Origin of the sequence: Exiguobacterium sp. UBA5002, from assembly GCF_002396765.1 — a bacterium.
In the GTDB taxonomy this organism is placed as follows: Bacteria; Bacillota; Bacilli; order Exiguobacteriales; family Exiguobacteriaceae; genus Exiguobacterium_A.
Genome location: NZ_DGYQ01000004.1, coordinates 1 through 18,539 on the forward strand (window position 1 = coordinate 1; position 18,539 = coordinate 18,539).

Genomic DNA, 18,539 nt, shown 5'->3' on the forward strand with positions numbered 1-18,539 from the left:
CTTAATATTACAATTCGTCAAATAAAAACACCGAGTAGGCGCATGGCTTACTCGGTGCTGAAGTTCGAACTCAGAAGTGATTTATTGTGATGGCGGCACTTCGCCAGCCGCAGGACGAGCTTCTTCTTCAACGTCCCAACACTCCGTATTTTCGATCCCGAGTGCTTTTGCTGAGAAGACAGGATCGAGTCCCTGTTTCCGTTGTTCCTGATAATCTTTGATGACTTTGAGAGCGATGCCGCTCAAGAGGAGGATCGCTGTCATATTGATTAATGTCATGCCTGCCATGAAGAGATCGGCAAAACTCCATACCATACCGAGGCTGAGAACAGATCCGATGAAGACGAAGCCCATTGTCGCAATCCGGAAACCGAAGACGGCTGCTGGACTTTGTTTGATGAACTCGATGTTCGTCTCACCGTAGTAGTAACTACCAACGATCGAACTAAAAGCAAACAAGAAGACGCTGAGTGCGATGAATGGTGGGGCAATTGCACCAAATTCTTCGGAGAGCGCGTTTTGCAACATGCCGATTCCTTCGCCATTTCCAGCAGCATAACTATCACTGAGGAGAATAATCGTTGCTGTCGCTGTACAGACGATCAACGTATCAAGGAATACACCAAGTGTTTGTAAGAAACCTTGTTTTGCTGGGTGAGAGACTTCAGCCGCTGCCGCAGCGTTCGGAGCAGACCCCATTCCGGCTTCGTTTGAGAACAATCCACGTTTGACACCGAGTGAAATCGCAGCACCGACCGATCCACCGAATGCTTGCTCGATTCCGAAAGCACTTTTAAAGATCATTGCGAACACACCAGGAAGTTCCGTCAGGTTCGTGACGACGACATAAAGAGCAGCAAGCAAGTAAAGACCTGCCATGATAGGAACGATGATTGCAGAGAACTTCGCGACACGGTGGACACCACCAAAGATGACGAGACCCGTCAAGACGACGAGTGCAGCACCGACGACAGCTGTGTTGATACCGAACGCATTGTCAAAGGCAGCGGCAATCGTGTTCGATTGAACGGAGTTGAAAATAAGCCCGAATGTAACGGCAATCAAGATTGCAAAGACGATTCCGAGAGCCCGGTTCTTCAAGCCCTTTTCGATATAGTAGGCAGGACCACCACGGTACGCGTTCGATTTCGTATCGCGCACTTTATAAACTTGAGCCAGTGTACTTTCGATGAGAGCCGTCGCACCACCAAGAAGAGCGACCATCCACATCCAGAAGACGGCACCCGGTCCGCCGAGTGTGACAGCAATTGTGACACCGGCAAGGTTACCCGTACCGATTCGAGTCGCAGCACCGATGAAGAATGACTGGAGGGAAGTGATGCTTTCTCCTTTATCGTCTGTTGTTTGTTCACTTTTATCGAGCGTGACGCGGAACATCTCTTTTAAGTACGTGAATTGGATGAAGCCAGTTCGGATCGTGAAGTAGATCCCGCCGCCAATCAATACGGCGATCAATACATACGACCATAAAATATTGTTGGCGTAATCGACACTTCCTTGAATGACTTGCTGAATGGCGTTCATGATGGTGTATTCCTCCCAAAGAATAATAAAAGCTATACGCTAAATTATACGAATTTTCAGACAATAAGCAACAACAAAATAAAATAAAATTTTAAAACTTAATAAAGTTAGCTAAATGTTAGGAGTTAAAAACATTGTAGGTGAACGAAAAAACTGCCACTCTCGGTATCGAGAGTGACAGGCAAGTAAAGCTAAATCATCCATGCTGTAGCAATTGTTCGTATAGGTCATCGAGTTGCTGTTGGATGCTTTTAGAAACGGTATCGGTCGGTTTTTCACGTTTTGCTAATTTCTGTTCAAGCCGCTCGATCTGCACTTCTAACTCATGTTGTGACAAGCGTTTTGGTTTTTGAGGAGTTACGTGGAGTGAGGAAGACGTAGCGAACTCAGCACGCTTCTGTTGAGCATACGTATACGTACCATGATAACGCGTCAGACCATTTTCGAGCCACAGGATCTGCGGAAATAGCCGATTCAAGAAATAGCGGTCGTGTGAGACGGCAATCAATGTTCCAGAAAAATTCTCGAGTGCTTCTTCCAACGTCTCTCTTGATTCAATATCGAGATGATTCGTCGGCTCGTCGAGAATTAATACATTGACCGACGAATGAACGAGGACGGCGAGTTGCAATCGCACACGTTCGCCTCCGCTCAGTGACAAAATGGACCGAAAGACAGTTGGTCCAAAGAACAGGAACCGGGCTAGGATATGGCGGGCTTCCGCTTCTGGAACGGCAATCCGGTCTCTAAACCAGTCGATTAACCGCGCGTCCTCCTCGAAATGGGCATGCTGGGACAGGTAACCGATCCGATTCGATGGTCCACGCGTGAGTGTGCCTGCCTCTGGTGATAATTCGTCAAGCAGCAGTGAGAGCAACGTCGATTTCCCGCTCCCATTCGTTCCGACGATCGCGATCCGATCCTGTGCCATGATCTCGAACGAGACGTCATCAAAAATGTGACGGGTTCCATAAGCAAACGAGAGTTCTTCAGCGCGAAAGACGACTTGGCTCGAGTGATCAGTGGAAGAGAAGGAGACATCAGCGGTTTTGGCTTCGAGTTGTGGTCGTTTAATCCGTTCGATCCGCTCGAGTGCCCGTTCCATCGATTTTGCTTTACGGAATAATTTCTCACTCGGTGGAGACGCTTCGTTTGCCCATTGCCGGAGTCGACGAATCGCTTCCTTCATTTTCTTTATTTTTTTCTGTTGCTCTTGGTAGGCGTGGAACTGTTCCATCAAGCGACGTTCTCGTTCGACGACGAACGCGCTGTAATTCCCTATATAGGTTGTCAGTTCACCGTCCTCGAGTTCAACGATCGAGGTGACGACGGCGTCTAAGAAGACCCGGTCGTGAGAGACGAGCAGGATGGTTCCTGTGTAGTCCCGTAAGAACTGCTCCAGCCATTCCACGGCAGCTAAATCGAGATGGTTCGTCGGTTCGTCAAGAATGAGCAGATTTGGCTCCATGAGTAACATGCGACCGAGACAAATCTTCGTCTGTTCACCACCGCTCAACTGGTGGAAAGGACGAGTGAGTAACGGACGAAGGTGTAACCCGTTCACCATGCGCTCGATCTTCGAGTCGAGTAGATAGCCATCCTTTTGTTCGAACGCATTCGTCGCTTCCGCATATCGCGCGAGTAACGCATCAAGATTCTCTGGTGCTGTCGCCATCATTTGCTCCAACTGTTGCATCCGAGAACGGATCACGAGAGTCTCTGCAAACGCTGTCCAAAGGACGTCGAGTCCGGTCAGCGTCTCACTATATACAGGAAGTTGTTCCAAATAGCCGATCGTCAAACCGCTCTTTTGATAGATGACACCACCGTCCGGTTGCTCAAGGCGAGCAAGCAAGCGGAGTAATGTCGTCTTACCACTCCCGTTTCGTCCAATCAGACCGACACGGTCGTGTTCGTTTAAGAAGAGGGAAACATCCGCTAAGATCGTCTCGCCTCCGAATTGTTTTGTCAGGTGTTGAATGTCGCAAATCATCATATTCAATTGATCCTTTCGCGCGCATCAAAAAAGGAGAGCGCAAATAGCACTCTCCCTAACGTGTGAAAGATGCGCTTTGCAGTATTTTTCATTCATGAAGTTCTTAAAAAAGGACAGACGGGTGCCTTAGAACGCCATTTCATGAAAAATCGCGCGCAACAGATACAATTGTTCCATCAACCAGTGTTTGCACGCGGCAAAGTCCATCTTTTCACACCACCTTTCGTTTCAGATACATCTAGTTTACTATTTTTTTGTCAGTTAAGGAAGTCTGAATTATTTGAACACACCCGCGATTGAACTGAAGAAGTCACTGAGTCCATCAAATAATTTAGCGAAAAATCCTTTCGTTTCTTCTGAAGTTGCGAACGCGTGGATGTCTTGTCCCGCATTTTTCAATCCACTCTCGATTTGTCCCCAGTTGATGTTCGCTTGCTCCATTTGATTGAATAGATTCGTCAACCGGTCCATTTGTGCGTCAGACAACTGGATATTGTTGTTTTGAATGACTTGGACGATCAGGTTTTCGATCTCGACTTTGGTTTCCGGTTTTTGATTGGCGATCTCAGCCTTGATCTCATTCATTAAGTCAGCGACTTTATCCGTGCCGACCGTTTTTCCGACGTCTGATGTGACCGATAATTCTTGCTGTGCTAAATCCTTGCGTTCGTCACTTAACTTAATTCCCGTCTCAGCGGAAGTTTGATCGTACGCTTTCATGATTCCTGTCAGTGCCGATGTCCCGGTCACCTTGTAGGGAGAAGTGATCGTGATGTCGGCATCTTTGACACCCGCTGTGACGAGAGCGTTGAGATACATATCCTTCGTCACCCATGTGATGTTCTCCGTCGAGACGGAAAGTCCATCTCCTTTTTCCGTCAGTTCAATCTTAGCCGAAGAATACATGTTGCCACCTTTTTGCGACTGTGGAATGTTTTTCCCGAGATATTTTTCTTCGTCAGCAGAGGTTGCGATGATCGGCGTGATGCCTTCCGGTGCATTGAGACGGGAAAGCACCCATGCTTTATCCTTTGCGCCGAGTGACTCCCCGAGTGTGACGATCGTCTTATCGACGACTTGTTCGGCGGATGCGGCTGTTGGGAGTAATAAAGCAGAAGCGATAACGGCTGACGCCATGATTTTTGTTGGTGTATGCATAATGAAATCCTCCAATTTGTAAGTAACAGAATAAATTATAGTATCAGGTACTAAAGTTAGTGTACGAGAACGAAAGAAGTTCGGAATCGGTCTGTAGATGGAGACGGCATCCGTCTTCTGACACTCCATAGTATAGCGAAAAGAGGACAACTTGACTTCCATTTTCAGCATGCTATAGTGGATGGGAATCGAATAATGACCACTAGGGGAGTCGGTAGGCTGACTGAGACGAACGAAGACGTTCGGACCCTTTGAACCTGATTAAGTTCGTACTTACGGAGGGAAGTGGCGTCAAGTCTTGTTCTTCTTGCGCCATGCCCGTGTGTTTCGGGGTGGTGTTTTTTCGTTTCATACCAAACGAGGAGGATGAGATCATGACATTCACACAAGAAATCAAACAAGCGGCACAAGCGTATTGGAACAGTAGTTTTACGCACCCATTCGTTCAAGGAATCGGAGAGGGGACGTTACCACTCTCGAAATTTCGGCATTACGTCATGCAGGATGCCTATTACTTAAAACACTTTGCGAAGATTCAAGCGAAGGCAGCGTCAAAAGCGGACGACTTCGCGACGATCGCGACACTTGCCGAACATGCTACTTCGACTTACGAGGCAGAACTGAGCTTACATCAATCATTTTTTAAGCCGCTCGGTATTACGGCAGCAGACCTTGAAGCATTTGAACCGGCACCGACAGCATATGCGTACGTCTCGCACATGCATCATGCGAGTGAAGGAACGCTTGGTGAGACGATTGCTGCCATCTTGCCATGTTACTGGTTGTATTATGAAGTCGGGCAACAATTACTGACGTGTACACCGGAAGAAAAAATCTATCAGCAATGGATCGACACGTATAGCTCGGAATGGTTCGAAAAGGTCGTCTTTGAACAGATTGCACGGCTTGATGCGCTGGCGGAGCAAGCGAGCCCAGCGGAACGCGAGCGAATGAAACGTCATTTCGTGACAAGTTGTTACTATGAGTTACTCTTCTGGCACATGGGGTGGACGGAAGAGACGTTTGCGTCAGTTTACGAAACGATTCCGGCACGAGAGGTATCTTCTTGAATCACTAAATGGTAGAATTAGGAATACCATTTAGTGAGAGTTGGGATTGGAATGGAAATCATCGTGATCGCACTTGTGATTCTCGCGGCATATGTCGTGCAACAGGTGCTCGGAAAAGTAAAAGTGAGATTTGTTGGGTACATCATTCCCATCTTGATGGCGGTGTACGGAACATATGCTACGATTCAGAATTTTCAGGGGTTGCTTCAGTTCGGTTTTACAACGGGGAGTTCCATCGCGACTATCCTAGTCGTCATCCTCTATGTTTCGTTGACTTATTCACTTCATCGTGTCTACAAGCGTTCGAAAGAAGAAGCCGAATATCCGTATCAATCGTTAAAAGACCGAGGCATCCTTTAAGGAGCTTCGGTCTTTTGGTGTATCACGTCATCATTTTTTCCAGTTTTTAAAGCCGTCACCGAATTCGAGATGCAGTTGATCGGTAAAGACACCGTTCTGAAAGACCGGCACATCTACCGGTAAAGTGCCTTGCGGTTTGAACGTTCCGAAGATCGCTCGGATACCTGCAGGCAGGTTCGGTCCCGCTGATTTCAGATTGCCTGCTTCGGAGTCTGGTCCGTTCGGGTCGCCTTTGAAGCCATAGACGAGGACGTGTGCCGGTGCGTCCGGTTGAACGGCGACATCGTATGGGTTACGGAGACTGAGCAGGACGGATGGTGAATCCGTTTGTTTCGCATAGCGGAAGATCGAAGCCGGAACCGCTTGTTCTGGTGCAGTAGGTAGTAGTTTAGCACTCGTGTTGACGTTGGAACCGACGATGATGTAATCTGCTGCATCGAGTTGCGCCCGTAATGTCGGGTTTTGGTCGAGCGGTAGCGTAGTAGTTGAGTAATTCGCTGTCGTCACGTGCCAGTTCCGATTCTTCGGTAGGGACGCGATCGTTTTTTTCATGCTGTCCGTTTGATCCGTCGCAGGAGCGATCACAAGAACATTTGCATTCTTTTTCGGTTTGAATGGTAACGTCCGCTGATCATTTTTCACGAGTGTGACCGCGGCTTCCGTCATCGCGCGTTCTTTTGCTTTATGCTCGGGACTGCCGACGATTTGGTTCGAGTGCGCGATTTTTTCAGCTAGGGATGTCGTGTCAGTCGTACCGTTCCAAATCCCACGCTCTGCTTTTAGCGTCAAGATTCGTTCAACCGATTGATCAATTCGTTTCTCTGAAAGGCGACCGTCTTTGACTGCTGCGATCACATCCTTGAAAATCTGATCGAGCTTTGTGACATCTTGCTCGGAACGAAGGATCGTCGGCATGAGCGCGATGTCGACTCCAGCGTCAAACGTCTTTAAGACGGCTTCTGATTCCGTGAAGTTGTCGGCGATCGCCTGCATGTTCAACGCGTCTGTGATGACGATGCCATCGTAGCCAAGTTTTTCGCGCAGTACGCCCGTGATGACATCATCCGATAACGTCGCAGGTAAAGGGAAGGCACCATTTGTCGACGTGACGACTTCAGGTTCGATTTGCGGCATCCCGATGTGTCCTGTCATGATCATATCGATGTCTTCAGCAATAGCTCGCTTGAACGGTACGAGCTCGACTTGTTCTAGCTCCTGCAGGGATCGGTCAACGACCGGTAATCCATAGTGGGAATCGGTCGCCGTATCGCCGTGACCCGGGAAGTGTTTGGCAGTCGCTGCGACACCTTCAGACTGAATTCCCTTCATTAGAGCGGAACCGAGTGTGCCGACGAGCTCCGGATCACTCGAGAACGAGCGGACACCAATGACAGGATTTCCAGGATTGCTGTTGACGTCGAGAACCGGACCAAAGTTGACATTGATGCCGAGCGCACGCAGTTCGGAACCGATGATATGACCGGCATCATTGGCATATGTGCTACTGCGGGTCGCACCTAACGCCATGTTGCCAGGTAAGTTCGTCCCTGTTCCGAGCCGAGTAACGATTCCACCTTCTTGGTCGATCGTGACGAAGAGTGGAATATCGTTGCTAGCATCTTGTTTGACGACTTCTTGCAGATCATGAACGAGTTTCGTCGTCTGTTCGGTTTCGCTGACGTTCTCAGCAAACAAGATGACGCCGCCTAAATCATAGCGATCGATGATGTTCGCGACTTCTGGGGCAAGCGACGTATGATTGCTGCCATTCCACTGCCGGAAGTCCGGCATGATCATCTGCCCGATTTTTTGTTCGAGTGTCATCGTGTCGATTTTGTGACTGATCCGATCGGCTGAAGATCCTGCCTCTGCCATGACAGGTAAACTACTTGAGACGAGTACTGCTGCGAGTCCGGCTGTTAACGTGAACTGTCCGATTTTTTTCATGATGTACGTCCTCCTTTAGTCAAACCGTGACTGGAATTCTTTTCAATACGGACAGTATAGCAAGGTGTTTGTTTTAAAACAATATTTTATTTGTAAACGATTTCAAATTGAAATAAATTTCAAAGATGTTTTTAGACAAACTGACTTGAATGAAAAAAAGTGACTCCCCCTGAAGAGGAATCACTTTCAAGTAAAGTCGATCGATTGATCAGCTATAGCGTTCCACGATGCTTGTCAGCTGACGTTCGACGAACGATTGATCCTGCAGTTCACTATTGGACAGACGCAGTTTGATCATCGACTCATCCGCACCAGCCATTTCACTGAATAATGAACCAAGACTGTGCGCACGACGGTCGACTTGGACGATTAAATCAATCCCTGAGCTGTCTTGAAGCATGATGATTTCGATCTCATCCAGTTTATGGGCGTAGTGTGTATTGCGAGCTGAATACTCAAGCTCCTGAGCAATCGGTAAATCTTTCCGGAATCGTCCAGGTAATTTTTCCGTATCGGCTTTTTTCAATCGGAAGCCAAGTGATTCCATCGCGTCTAAGACCGTCGCTTGGTAGCGGTTTGCTTCGACGATGACGGCGTCACGGTCCGATGGATCAACGGCTTGAGCGATGTCGAGTCCCGTCTCGATCCACGATTTCGATTGACTGACGGAGAGTGGTGTATTCAGCGGTACGCGTAATGTAAAGGGAATTTCCCGCTCGACACCCGCTTCAATCGTGAACTTCGCTTCATTTAAGGCAAATCGGTCGAGCGTGAAGGTCGTAAACGTCGTGCTATCATTGACTTCTTGTTTGTACTGCGTGTTGAATTCAAGATAAATTCGATCAATTTCTTGATCGACGTTTCCGCCCTTGATATGGACGACACCGTGAATTTGACCGCCTGGTTCACAGCGGTCATCCGTCAAGCGTGTATCGACCGTTGCGGCACCGATTCCGATTTGTGAGAGAATTTTTTTGAACATGATGAATTCCTCCTTTTGATTACGTACGAATGATAAAGCGTGTAAACTTGTCGAACAGGTACGAATTTGCTACAGTTTCGAAAGAACATCAGAAAAGGACGGGACGACTAGTGGAACTACATGAATTAAAAGCGAGTCTTGCCTCGCAAATCACGCAAGGAATACTGATCCATGCAACGATAAGTAATCCGCGTCAAAAATCAAATGATCTCCGACGAATCAAGGTAAAACCGATTCTATTAAGAGATACGGTGATGATGCAGGTAGAGTTTCAATTTGAACGCGTTATGAAGCATGAAAATATTTTAATTGACGATTTCGTCGGACGACTCGATGACTGGTTCACGGAATTCCGTCAATTCTTATTCCGTTTTGAAGAAGAAGAATGGCAATTCCAGCTCTCGAAAAAGATGAAAGTCGCGATCAAGACATCCAAAAAGGAGCCGATGAAAGCTCTCTTGTCGCATGACCGCAAAAAAACCTATCTATTAGAAGACGGTGTGCCGGTTCCGTTTCTGATTCGCTTAGGCGTCATGACGGAAGCGGGTCAGGTCAAAAAACAGAAGTACGATAAGTTTAAACAAATCAATCGTTTCCTTGAATTCGTCGAGGATAGCATCGCTGCCTTACCAAAAGGAAAAAAACTCCGGATCTTGGACTTTGGCTGCGGGAAGTCGTATTTGACGTTCGCTCTCTATCATTATCTAAAAGTCGTCAAAGGATTCGACCTCGAAGTGACAGGTCTTGATCTAAAGAAAGAAGTCATCGAAGAATGTACACAAATTGCGCGTGATCTGGATTATACCGATCTAACATTCCGTGTCGGAGACGTTCATGATTACACAGGGGAGACGGAAGTCGACCTGATGGTGACACTTCACGCTTGTGATGTCGCAACTGACGTCGCACTCGCGCGAGCTGTTGACTGGAATGCATCGGTCATCCTGAGCGTACCGTGCTGTCAAAAGGAATTGAACCGTCAACTGGACTGTTCGCCACTCGATGTCATGCTCCAGCACGGACTGATTAAAGAAAAATTCGCATCACTTGCGACAGATTCGATTCGTGCCGAGTTACTGACGCTCGTCGGTTATGAAGCGCAACTTCTCGAATTCATCGACCTCGAGCACACACCGAAGAACATCTTGATTCGCGCCTATAAACAAAATAAACGACCAACAGAAGAAAAGATTGATCGTTATATCGCTTTCCGTGATTTGTTGCATGCCCGTCCATTTTTAGAAAGTGAATTAAGCGGCAGACTTGGACAGATTTCACCGAAACTCGTACAATAAGATGGAGAACGAATCAAAGGAGGCAATACGATGGATTTCCAAATGTATTTTGAAGATGTTGTCCAAACAGCCCGCAAAGAAGCGCAAGCTGCTGGATTTGAAGAATTAACGACGCCAGAGAGCGTAGATGAAGCAATGAAACGCGAAGGGTTAACACTTGTCCTTGTCAATTCTGTTTGTGGATGTGCTGGCGGGATCGCCCGTCCTGCTGCAGCGTATGTCAATCGGAAAGAGGGCATCAAGCCCGATCATTTCGTTACGGTATTCGCTGGACAAGATCGCGAAGCGACAGACCGTGCACGTGAATACTTCGAAGGTTATCCACCTTCATCTCCATCATTTGCATTAATGCAAGACGGAAACATCCTCTCGATGGTCGAGCGGTTCGACATCGAATCGTTCACGGCAGAAGAAGTCGTCGAGAAACTTGAATCATTGATTGAAATCTACGCATAAACAAAGAAGACTCCTGATAAAGGGGTCTTTTTTTTTGCGCATTCATGAGATTAAAATAATAAATTTGAAATTTGAAAGCGTTTGCAAAACTATATAAAAAGTCATTTATGCATGAATTATGAATAGAAAGTCAAAAAAATTTATATATTTATGCTTTACAGTGAATAAATATTCGTATATCCTAAAAGCAATAGAACAGGTCAGGCTTTTCGGTATTGAATTGGATATACACATAAGTCATACTATTGTTAAAGTTCTGACAATTGAGCGTTGGAAGGGGAAAACTCGAATGAAAAAATTATTAGCAACGGCAATGGCAGGCATTCTGGCAGTCACGATGGCAGCATGTGGCGCGTCGGAAGAATCAACAGGTGGATCAAGTAAAAGCGATAAAGTATTGACGATGGGAACGTCAGCGGATTACTTCCCATTTGAATACATCGATACGAAAAAAGGAGAGGACATCGTCGGGTTCGACGTTGCGATCGCCAAGGAAGTCACAAAAAATCTCGGGTATGACTTAAAAATCGAAGACATGGAATTTGGTAGCTTACTTGGTGCCCTCAGCTCAGGTCGTGTCGATTTCGTCATGGCGGGCATGACACCGACAGAAGAGCGTAAGAAAAATGCTGACTTCACGGACATCTACTTCGAATCAAAAAACTTAGTCATGACGAAGGATAAAGCGATTAGTTCGGAAGACGAACTCAAAGGCAAAAAAATCGGTGTCCAGCTTGGTTCGATCCAAGAGGGACTCGCAAAAGATCGCTTCAAAGATAGCGAAGCGGTTCCTTTAAACAAAATCCCAGAAATCATTCAAGAATTGAATACAGGTCGGATTGATGCCCTCATCATCGAGGATGCAGTTGCCGTCAAATACATGGATCAAGATGCATCCCTAAAAACGTACCAGATTAAAGAAGATGGTCCAGCTGGATCAGCGATCGCCTTCAAAAAAGGGGATAAGATGCGTGACGATTTCAACAAAGAGTTGAAGAAGATGATCGACAGTGGTGAAATCGATAAATTGGCAGAAGAATGGTTCCAAAAAGAAGCAAAATAAGTCAAGTGCATGGGGGTGGGGGTAACCTCATCCCTTTTGTGCGACGTTAGGAGATTGATTATGATAGACTTTACAAAGATTCAAGATTCAATTCCATATATTCTTGAGGGGATTCCGGTCCTGTTCCAAGTCGTCATCGCGGCGGCCATTGCCGGGATGCTGATCGGAATCGTCGTCGCGGCACTGAAAATCACGAAGAGCCGTTTCCTCCGTTTCATTGGTCATGCTTACACAGCGATCTTCCGGGGGACACCGCTGATCTTGCAACTGGCGATCGTCCACTTCGGATTACCGCAACTGACAGGGTATGTGACGACAGGATATCAATCGGCAATCATTGCCTTCTCCCTAAACTCCGGAGCGTATATCTCGGAAATCATCCGGGCAGGGATTCAGGCTGTTGATCGTGGACAGTGGGAAGCGGCGGATGCGCTCGGTATTTCGTATTTCAAACAACTCCGTTCGATCATTTTACCGCAAGCCTTTAAAAATATCCTTCCTGCGATCATGAACGAATTGATCACGTTGACGAAGGAATCAGCACTCGTCTCGACGGTCGGTGTGCTTGATGTCATGCGTCGTGCGCAAATCGTCGGAGGAGAAAAGGCGATTTATTTCGAACCGTTATTGTTTGCCGGATTCGTATATTTTGTTCTCGTCATGGGATTGAGCTTGATAGGCCAACAAGTCGAAAAAGCTATGAGAAAGAGTGGGTAATCAGATGGAACCTATGATCCAAGTCACCGATTTGCATAAGCAGTTCGGAAAATTAGAAGTATTAAAAGGTATCTCGACGACGGTTACACGCGGTGAAGTCGTCGCTGTCATCGGACCGTCGGGATCCGGTAAATCAACATTTCTGCGGTGTATCAACTTACTTGAACAACCAACGAGTGGAACAATCATTGTCGATGGTTTCGAATTGACGAAACCAAAAGCAAATATCTCAAAAGCACGTCAGAACATCGGAATGGTTTTCCAACAGTTCAACTTGTTCCCGCATAAGTCCGTTCTCGATAACTTGACGTACGCACCGATCAACGTCCTTGGTATCTCAAAGGATGAGGCAGTTAAACGGGCGGAGACGTTACTTGAGCGTGTCGGTCTAGCGGAAAAACGTGATAATTATCCGAACCAGTTGTCAGGTGGGCAAAAACAACGGGTCGCGATCGCCCGTGCGCTTGCGATGGAACCGAACGTCATGCTGTTTGATGAACCGACGTCCGCTCTTGACCCGGAGATGGTCAACGAAGTGCTTGACGTCATGAAGCAGCTGGCTGAGAGTGGGATGACGATGGTCATCGTCACACACGAGATGGGCTTCGCGAAAGAAGTTGCGGATCGTGTCCTGTTCCTCGACGAAGGAATTTTGATGGAAGAAGGTTCACCGGTCGAACTCTTCGACAATCCGAAGACGGACCGGGCGAAAAAATTCCTCGAAAAAGTTTTATGATCACAGTACGCTAACTCTGAAAAAGGGTTAGCGTTTTTCGGTTTTTAGTAGAGAGGGGGATAAAATTGAAAAAACTACTGGAAGGTCACCACATCCGGCTGACGCGTTTTCAACGGGAAGATACCGAAGTGATGCAACGTCTGCTTGACGATGTAACGTTTGCCCGTCATTTTAGTGCGACGCCATACCGCCATTTATCGATGGACAAGGTCGAACAGATGATGGCGACAGATGCACCGGAAACATTCCGTTTTGCCATTCGCAATTTTGAAGATGAACGGATGATTGGCGTCGTTGCACTGGAAGATATTCTATTTACACACGGAACGGCATGGCTGATGATCGGGATTGATCCGGATTGTGAAGGGCAAGGGTATGCGACGGATGCGCTACAGACAATCCTCGAATACGCCTTCTTAGAGCTGAACCTGTACCGGATTCAATTGACGGTCTTTGAGTATAATACACGTGCGGTTAAGCTGTACGAACGCCTTGGATTCGTACAGGAAGGAAGATACCGTGCCTTTTTACGACGAGACGGAGAGCGGCATGACATGTTACTTTATGGATTACTCGAACCAGAATGGAGGAATCGACAATGATTCAAGAAACAGAAATCTTTGTCCGGTCGTTTCATGCGACGGACTTTTCAGGTCATGATTATGCCCATATCGAACGGGTTCGTCGTTTAGCTTTACATATTGCCAAACAAGAAGGCGGAAACGTCAAGATCATCGAACTGGCAGCCTTACTTCATGATGTAGCAGATAGCAAACTCGGGGGAACGGCAGAGAAGGTCGCGACCTTCTTGCAAGGAAAGGTGACGGAAGAAGAACAGGAACAGATTCTAGCCATCATCACGAGCTTGTCCTATAAAGACGGTACACGCCCACCAATGCGGACAATTGAAGGGAAAATCGTCCAGGATGCTGATCGTCTCGATGCGATCGGTGCAATCGGGATTGCGCGCACATTTCAGTTCGCTGGTCGGTTCGGGGAGCCGATGCATGTACCTGGACTAGCACCACGAGAACCGGGTGATCGAAAGGGAGAGACGAGTGCCCTGAATCATTTTGAAGAAAAGTTATTCCGGCTAAAAGATTTAATGAATACGAAAACAGCACTTCATTTAGCAGAGGAGCGGCATCGCTATATGGAAGAGTTTGTTGCTCGGTTCAAGCAAGAGTGGGACGGTACGACAGACAGCTGAAGACCGATTTTCGAAATGACTAAAAAACAATGCGCGTTTCCGACTAAACTTACGGAAAATGCGCATTGTTTTTGTTATTAACTGAGGATAATTGCTGTAATCAACCCAAGTGCTGCGAACAGACCTACGATCGCGCCGCCTTCCTCGTGAGCTTCCGGCATCATCGTCGAAGCGAGCATCGCGATGATCCCACCGCTTGCGAAGCCACCAATCATGGCGAATTGCATGTCCGGGAGTTCTGCAAGAATCGTGTAGCCGGCAAGAGAAGCGAGAGCGGAGATCAACCAGACGACTCCCCACATCAGCAATACTTTATTCTTCGAGAAGCCATCTTTTCGCAAACCGGTCGTACTCGATAAACCTTCCGGAATGTTACTGACGAAAATCGCCGCGACGAGTGCCGCGCTGACATTTCCGGATAACAGACTGGCACCGATCATGATTGATTCAGGGATCGCATCAAGGATCGTCCCGAAGAAAATCGCTGTTCCTGTGCCTTCGTTCCCACCAGACGAGCGTTTCCGTTTACTCGCGCCGCGTGACGAAACGAATAGGTCGAATCCTGTAAAGACGAGTGCTCCGACGATAAAGGAAATCGCGACAACGAGTGTCGTTGACTTCTTTAATGCTTCATCGAGTAACTCAAACGTCGCTGCTCCAATCAAGATGCCGGTCCCAAACGACATGATATAGCCGATCAGGCGTTGTTTTAAGGGTAAGTACAATCCAAACAGGGCACCGATGACGACGGCACCACCTGCTAGCGCTCCCCAACCGAACGCTTCCCACATACGATCGCCTCCTTCTTGTCCTTTCTACCTGTTCTAGGTGATTCATAAACATAGCGAAAAGAAAGAAAAATAGTTCGAGACGCATGCAAGAGGCTGACTCCAAAAAAGGAATGACGCGTCTTTTCAAGCCCTTTTCTCAGGCGAGACACAAGATCCTGTAGGAGTGACGTGAAACGCGTCCTTCTTATCTTTGTGGAGACCGACTTCTTAAGTCATTAAATCTCAATCATTAGAATGGTTGTTTATTTAACCAATGACCACCGTCAAGAGCAATACATTCTCCGTTCAAGTAGCGGGCTTGATCTGATACCATCCAGCTTGCGAGCGTTGCGATCTCTTCCGGTGTACCGAATCGACCGAGCGGGACGTTGCGACGAATTCGTTCCGCGTGTTCCGGTGATAAAGCGAGTTTGTCAGCACCACCTGTCCGTTCGATCGGGCCTGGACTGATCGCGTTGACACGGGCTTGATATTTATAGCCCCATTCGACGGCAAGCGTCCGCGTCAAGTTCAGAACACCGGCTTTCGCAGCAGCACTCGGAGCGACACCAGCGCCGGCCTGCCACGCATAAGACGCAACGATGTTGACGATTTGTCCGCCAACGACTTGATCTTCCTGCCATCCTTTGACCAGAGCGTGACAGCAGTTGAATGTCCCGTTGAGGACGATATCGATGACCGTCTTCCATCCATTTGATGATAACTCGTCGGTCGGACAGATGAAGTTCCCGGCAGCATTGTTGATCAATGCTTCGAGACGACCAAACCGTTCGCGTGCTTGATTGACAGCAGCCAGACAAGCGTCAGCATCACGGACATCCATCTGAATCGTCAGATGTTCACCTTGAATCTGACCCAATGCTTCATCCATCAGTCGCAAGCGTTCCGCGTCGCGTCCTGTAACGACGACGTTCCAGCCGGCTTCCTTTAAGGCGAGCGCCATCGCTTTCCCCATTCCGTTCGTTCCACCCGTCACCATGATCGTTTGTGTCATATTGCTTCCTCCTTTATGTAATGAATGAACAGCCATTCATATTCTTTATTCAAAAAAGAAGGAGCGAACTCCTTCTTTTTCTGACTTATTGTGTTGCAAGAGCTGTATCTGTTAAGACAGGAACGACTTGTTTCTTACGTGATACGACACCTTCGAGGTAAACAAGGTTGTTCGTCGCTTCAAGACCGTAAGCACGCTCGACAAGATTTGCTTCTTTCCCGAGGACGAGTCCGACTGAGTTGTTCGTCAAGATATCCGTGACGATGAAGACGAATAGATCAAGACCTTTTGCAAGGATGACTTCATTGATCGCTGTTTCGAGTTCTGCTTGGCGAAGCAAGACTTCTGCTGTATCGACCGTGTTGACTTGAGCGATTTCGACTTTGAGTGTTCCCATCGTGAATTCTTTTGCATCAAGTGAGATCAATTCAGGAACGGATTTTTTCGAGAGATCAGCTCCAGCTTTGAGCATCTCAAGACCGTAGACGTTCGCATCGACACCAGCGATTTCTGCGAGTTCACGCGCTGCGATGATATCTTGCTCCGTGCAAGTCGGCGATTTGAACAGAAGCGAGTCAGAAATGATCGCTGATAACATCAACCCAGCGATTTCTGGTTTGATGGCAACACCATGCTCTTTGTAGAGCTTGTTCAGGATTGTTGCTGTACAGCCGACCGGTTCTGCTCGGTAGTAAACAGGGTCTGATGTCTCGAAGTTTGCGATCCGGTGATGGTCGATGACTTCTGTTACGGTAACAGCGTCGATATCGTTCGCACTTTGTTGACGTTCGTTGTGGTCGACTAAAATGACGTGTGACGCTTCCGTCGCGACTTCTGTCACGAGACGTGGTGCTGAAACTTTGAACGTATCGAGTGCGAATAACGTTTCATCATTCATTTCACCGAGGCGGATGGCTTCGGCATTGACACCGAGTGCTTTCTTTAATTCTGCATAAGCGATTGCCGATGTGATCGTATCGGTATCAGGATTCTTGTGACCAAATACTAAAACTTTTTCCATGACGTGTTCACTCCTCAATGATTGTTGTCTCGCCCTATAGTGTATCATATCTCGGATTTAGAAAGCGTTCATTTTCACCATGATACCAGCGATTTTTTCACTCCAGAAAGGGTCTGACGCGTAAAAGACGTTCATGCCTTTTTGTTTGTTCCCAAGGTACGCCCCGCGGAAATAACGTCCATCCCGATCGAGATAATCCTTTGCGATGAATCGACCGGTCTGCTCGATCGAGTCCGTCAAGGATTTATAGACGGTCGCATCTTCTCCCGGTGCGGAATCGGTCGCATTGACGCCGAACAAGTTATTTTTCTCGCGAGCAATCTCAGACCGTCCATAATCCGATTCGTGAATCGCATGTGCAAGCAGATAGGCAGCGTTGACACGGTATTTCTTTTCAACGGACTTAAAGACTTTCCCTTTACCGATCAAGGGGCTGTCCGGTGCTTGCTCCTTGATGAACGCATCGAGTTGTTTGGCACTGAGACGCGTCGGTTTCGTCAAATCACGCGTTAATGTCTTCGATTCGACATATTTGCTCGTCCGAGGCGTCGTTTTCGTCGCTTCGCCGGCAACAATCAGCCCACCAAGTCCGCTGTCCGCGACGATGTAGTGAAGGAGTCGATCGCCCTTCGTCTGATAATACGATGCATTCGAGACACGTTCTGCCGGGAACGGACGTAAGCGGTCCGTTGGGACATGCCCCGTCACGCCGGCGATGCTGACACGACTCGTCTGTTCACCGAACTCAAGCAACTGGACACGTGTGCCGGAAGCGACGTAAGTGAGCCGTTTCTTTAACTCAGGGTCACGATGAATCGATAGAATACCACGATCGTCGACGATCCCAGTACCTGGTCCACCGAGGTAGACGTAGCGGTCGTCCGATGAACGTTTCACCGCGCCGCGCTGTCCCGCGTACTCCTTCGCTTCGGTGAACGTCTGGAACTCTTGTTCCATGATTTTGCCTTTTTCATAGCGCTCAGCTGAATAAGGCGCTGGTGGGGTTAAGACGGTCTTCGGTTCCTCGCGGAGCCAAAAGAACAAGAGAACTCCGATGAGGAAGAAAAAAAGCAATCCTTTTATCGAACCGGTCCGGCGCACGGGGCGACCGGGGCGGATAGTGCGTGTCGTCAAAGTAAATCACGTCCTTTAAAAAGCAATGGACATTCGTGTCCAACGTAGGTAGTCTAACAAAGAA

18 protein-coding genes and 1 riboswitch are annotated in these 18,539 nt (G+C 47.7%); of the genes, 9 read left to right on the forward strand and 9 right to left on the reverse strand.

The annotated features are described in order from the left end of the window. Positions 1-81: 81 nt before the first annotated feature. From B4C70_RS00190 to B4C70_RS00200, 3 genes are all read right to left on the reverse strand, one after another. Complete coding sequence (locus B4C70_RS00190; RefSeq protein ID WP_290776199.1) at positions 82-1,545, reverse strand: alanine/glycine:cation symporter family protein; 1,464 nt, start codon at positions 1,543-1,545, stop codon at positions 82-84. 196 nt (positions 1,546-1,741) lie between these two features. Beyond that, entirely contained in the window at positions 1,742-3,541 is a 1,800-nt protein-coding gene (gene abc-f, locus B4C70_RS00195) for a ribosomal protection-like ABC-F family protein (protein WP_290776201.1), read from the reverse strand. Positions 3,542-3,817: 276 nt separating this feature from the next. Continuing rightward, positions 3,818-4,699, reverse strand: coding sequence for a DUF1002 domain-containing protein (locus tag B4C70_RS00200; protein ID WP_023467610.1), 882 nt, complete (start codon positions 4,697-4,699; stop codon positions 3,818-3,820). 194 nt (positions 4,700-4,893) lie between these two features. Further along, positions 4,894-5,000: riboswitch (TPP riboswitch) on the forward strand. A gap of 73 nt (positions 5,001-5,073) precedes the next feature. Here B4C70_RS00200 and tenA point away from each other — a divergent pair. Together tenA and B4C70_RS00210 are read left to right on the forward strand one after the other, a co-directional pair. Next, the gene (gene tenA, locus B4C70_RS00205; protein WP_290776203.1) at positions 5,074-5,769 is read left to right on the forward strand and encodes a thiaminase II; all 696 of its coding nucleotides are present in this window, start codon (positions 5,074-5,076) and stop codon (positions 5,767-5,769) included. Positions 5,770-5,820: 51 nt separating this feature from the next. After that, the gene (locus B4C70_RS00210; RefSeq protein WP_290776205.1) at positions 5,821-6,129 is read left to right on the forward strand and encodes a hypothetical protein; all 309 of its coding nucleotides are present in this window, start codon (positions 5,821-5,823) and stop codon (positions 6,127-6,129) included. A 30-nt stretch (positions 6,130-6,159) separates the two neighbouring features. Here B4C70_RS00210 and B4C70_RS00215 read toward each other — a convergent pair whose 3' ends face one another. Then, on the reverse strand, positions 6,160-8,076 hold the full coding sequence (locus tag B4C70_RS00215; RefSeq protein ID WP_290776207.1) for a glycoside hydrolase family 3 protein: 1,917 nt from the start codon (positions 8,074-8,076) through the stop codon (positions 6,160-6,162). A gap of 208 nt (positions 8,077-8,284) precedes the next feature. Beyond that, complete coding sequence (locus tag B4C70_RS00220) at positions 8,285-9,058, reverse strand: sporulation protein (protein ID WP_023467614.1); 774 nt, start codon at positions 9,056-9,058, stop codon at positions 8,285-8,287. A gap of 110 nt (positions 9,059-9,168) precedes the next feature. Between B4C70_RS00220 and B4C70_RS00225 the strand changes: the two genes are divergently transcribed. The 7 genes from B4C70_RS00225 to B4C70_RS00255 all read left to right on the forward strand — a co-directional run bounded on the left by B4C70_RS00225 (position 9,169) and on the right by B4C70_RS00255 (position 14,535). Then, positions 9,169-10,353: a class I SAM-dependent methyltransferase gene (locus B4C70_RS00225; protein ID WP_290776209.1), complete on the forward strand. Its 1,185-nt coding sequence runs from the start codon at positions 9,169-9,171 to the stop codon at positions 10,351-10,353. 30 nt (positions 10,354-10,383) lie between these two features. Continuing rightward, positions 10,384-10,809: a BrxA/BrxB family bacilliredoxin gene (locus B4C70_RS00230; RefSeq protein ID WP_023467616.1), complete on the forward strand. Its 426-nt coding sequence runs from the start codon at positions 10,384-10,386 to the stop codon at positions 10,807-10,809. 289 nt (positions 10,810-11,098) lie between these two features. Further along, entirely contained in the window at positions 11,099-11,872 is a 774-nt protein-coding gene (locus B4C70_RS00235) for a transporter substrate-binding domain-containing protein (protein ID WP_023467617.1), read from the forward strand. A gap of 57 nt (positions 11,873-11,929) precedes the next feature. Beyond that, on the forward strand, positions 11,930-12,589 hold the full coding sequence (locus B4C70_RS00240) for an amino acid ABC transporter permease (RefSeq protein ID WP_290776325.1): 660 nt from the start codon (positions 11,930-11,932) through the stop codon (positions 12,587-12,589). 13 nt (positions 12,590-12,602) lie between these two features. Beyond that, positions 12,603-13,325 carry an amino acid ABC transporter ATP-binding protein gene (locus B4C70_RS00245; protein ID WP_041255311.1) on the forward strand — a complete coding sequence of 241 codons (723 nt, stop codon included), beginning with the start codon at positions 12,603-12,605 and terminating at the stop codon, positions 13,323-13,325. A 65-nt stretch (positions 13,326-13,390) separates the two neighbouring features. Continuing rightward, entirely contained in the window at positions 13,391-13,927 is a 537-nt protein-coding gene (locus B4C70_RS00250; protein WP_214808240.1) for a GNAT family N-acetyltransferase, read from the forward strand. Next, the gene (locus B4C70_RS00255) at positions 13,909-14,535 is read left to right on the forward strand and encodes an HD domain-containing protein (RefSeq protein ID WP_290776212.1); all 627 of its coding nucleotides are present in this window, start codon (positions 13,909-13,911) and stop codon (positions 14,533-14,535) included. The genes B4C70_RS00250 and B4C70_RS00255 overlap by 19 nt, the downstream gene beginning before the upstream one ends. Before the next feature lie 77 nt (positions 14,536-14,612). Here the strand turns inward: B4C70_RS00255 and B4C70_RS00260 are convergent, their stop codons facing one another. The 4 genes from B4C70_RS00260 to B4C70_RS00275 form a co-directional block, all read right to left on the reverse strand. Beyond that, on the reverse strand, positions 14,613-15,326 hold the full coding sequence (locus tag B4C70_RS00260) for a ZIP family metal transporter (protein WP_047390876.1): 714 nt from the start codon (positions 15,324-15,326) through the stop codon (positions 14,613-14,615). Between the two features lie 229 nt (positions 15,327-15,555). Then, positions 15,556-16,320 carry a 2,4-dienoyl-CoA reductase gene (gene fadH / locus B4C70_RS00265; protein ID WP_290776214.1) on the reverse strand — a complete coding sequence of 255 codons (765 nt, stop codon included), beginning with the start codon at positions 16,318-16,320 and terminating at the stop codon, positions 15,556-15,558. Positions 16,321-16,405: 85 nt separating this feature from the next. Next, positions 16,406-17,341 carry a manganese-dependent inorganic pyrophosphatase gene (locus B4C70_RS00270; protein WP_290776216.1) on the reverse strand — a complete coding sequence of 312 codons (936 nt, stop codon included), beginning with the start codon at positions 17,339-17,341 and terminating at the stop codon, positions 16,406-16,408. Positions 17,342-17,398: 57 nt separating this feature from the next. Next, positions 17,399-18,475: an N-acetylglucosaminidase gene (locus B4C70_RS00275; protein WP_064300263.1), complete on the reverse strand. Its 1,077-nt coding sequence runs from the start codon at positions 18,473-18,475 to the stop codon at positions 17,399-17,401. Positions 18,476-18,539 lie beyond the last annotated feature (64 nt).

What these genes read in the sequence shown, in the direction of transcription:
- B4C70_RS00260 (WP_047390876.1), bottom strand. Translation starts at nt 15,326, where the DNA reads ATGTGGGAAGCGTTCGGTTGGGGAGCGCTAGCAGGTGGTGCCGTCGTC.
- tenA (WP_290776203.1), top strand. Translation starts at nt 5,074, where the DNA reads ATGACATTCACACAAGAAATCAAACAAGCGGCACAAGCGTATTGGAAC.
- B4C70_RS00235 (WP_023467617.1), top strand. Translation starts at nt 11,099, where the DNA reads ATGAAAAAATTATTAGCAACGGCAATGGCAGGCATTCTGGCAGTCACG.
- B4C70_RS00190 (WP_290776199.1), bottom strand. Translation starts at nt 1,545, where the DNA reads ATGAACGCCATTCAGCAAGTCATTCAAGGAAGTGTCGATTACGCCAAC.
- abc-f (WP_290776201.1), bottom strand. Translation starts at nt 3,541, where the DNA reads ATGATGATTTGCGACATTCAACACCTGACAAAACAATTCGGAGGCGAG.
- B4C70_RS00215 (WP_290776207.1), bottom strand. Translation starts at nt 8,076, where the DNA reads ATGAAAAAAATCGGACAGTTCACGTTAACAGCCGGACTCGCAGCAGTA.
- fadH (WP_290776214.1), bottom strand. Translation starts at nt 16,320, where the DNA reads ATGACACAAACGATCATGGTGACGGGTGGAACGAACGGAATGGGGAAA.
- B4C70_RS00245 (WP_041255311.1), top strand. Translation starts at nt 12,603, where the DNA reads ATGATCCAAGTCACCGATTTGCATAAGCAGTTCGGAAAATTAGAAGTA.
- B4C70_RS00220 (WP_023467614.1), bottom strand. Translation starts at nt 9,058, where the DNA reads ATGTTCAAAAAAATTCTCTCACAAATCGGAATCGGTGCCGCAACGGTC.
- B4C70_RS00255 (WP_290776212.1), top strand. Translation starts at nt 13,909, where the DNA reads ATGGAGGAATCGACAATGATTCAAGAAACAGAAATCTTTGTCCGGTCG.
- B4C70_RS00270 (WP_290776216.1), bottom strand. Translation starts at nt 17,341, where the DNA reads ATGGAAAAAGTTTTAGTATTTGGTCACAAGAATCCTGATACCGATACG.
- B4C70_RS00210 (WP_290776205.1), top strand. Translation starts at nt 5,821, where the DNA reads ATGGAAATCATCGTGATCGCACTTGTGATTCTCGCGGCATATGTCGTG.
- B4C70_RS00200 (WP_023467610.1), bottom strand. Translation starts at nt 4,699, where the DNA reads ATGCATACACCAACAAAAATCATGGCGTCAGCCGTTATCGCTTCTGCT.
- B4C70_RS00230 (WP_023467616.1), top strand. Translation starts at nt 10,384, where the DNA reads ATGGATTTCCAAATGTATTTTGAAGATGTTGTCCAAACAGCCCGCAAA.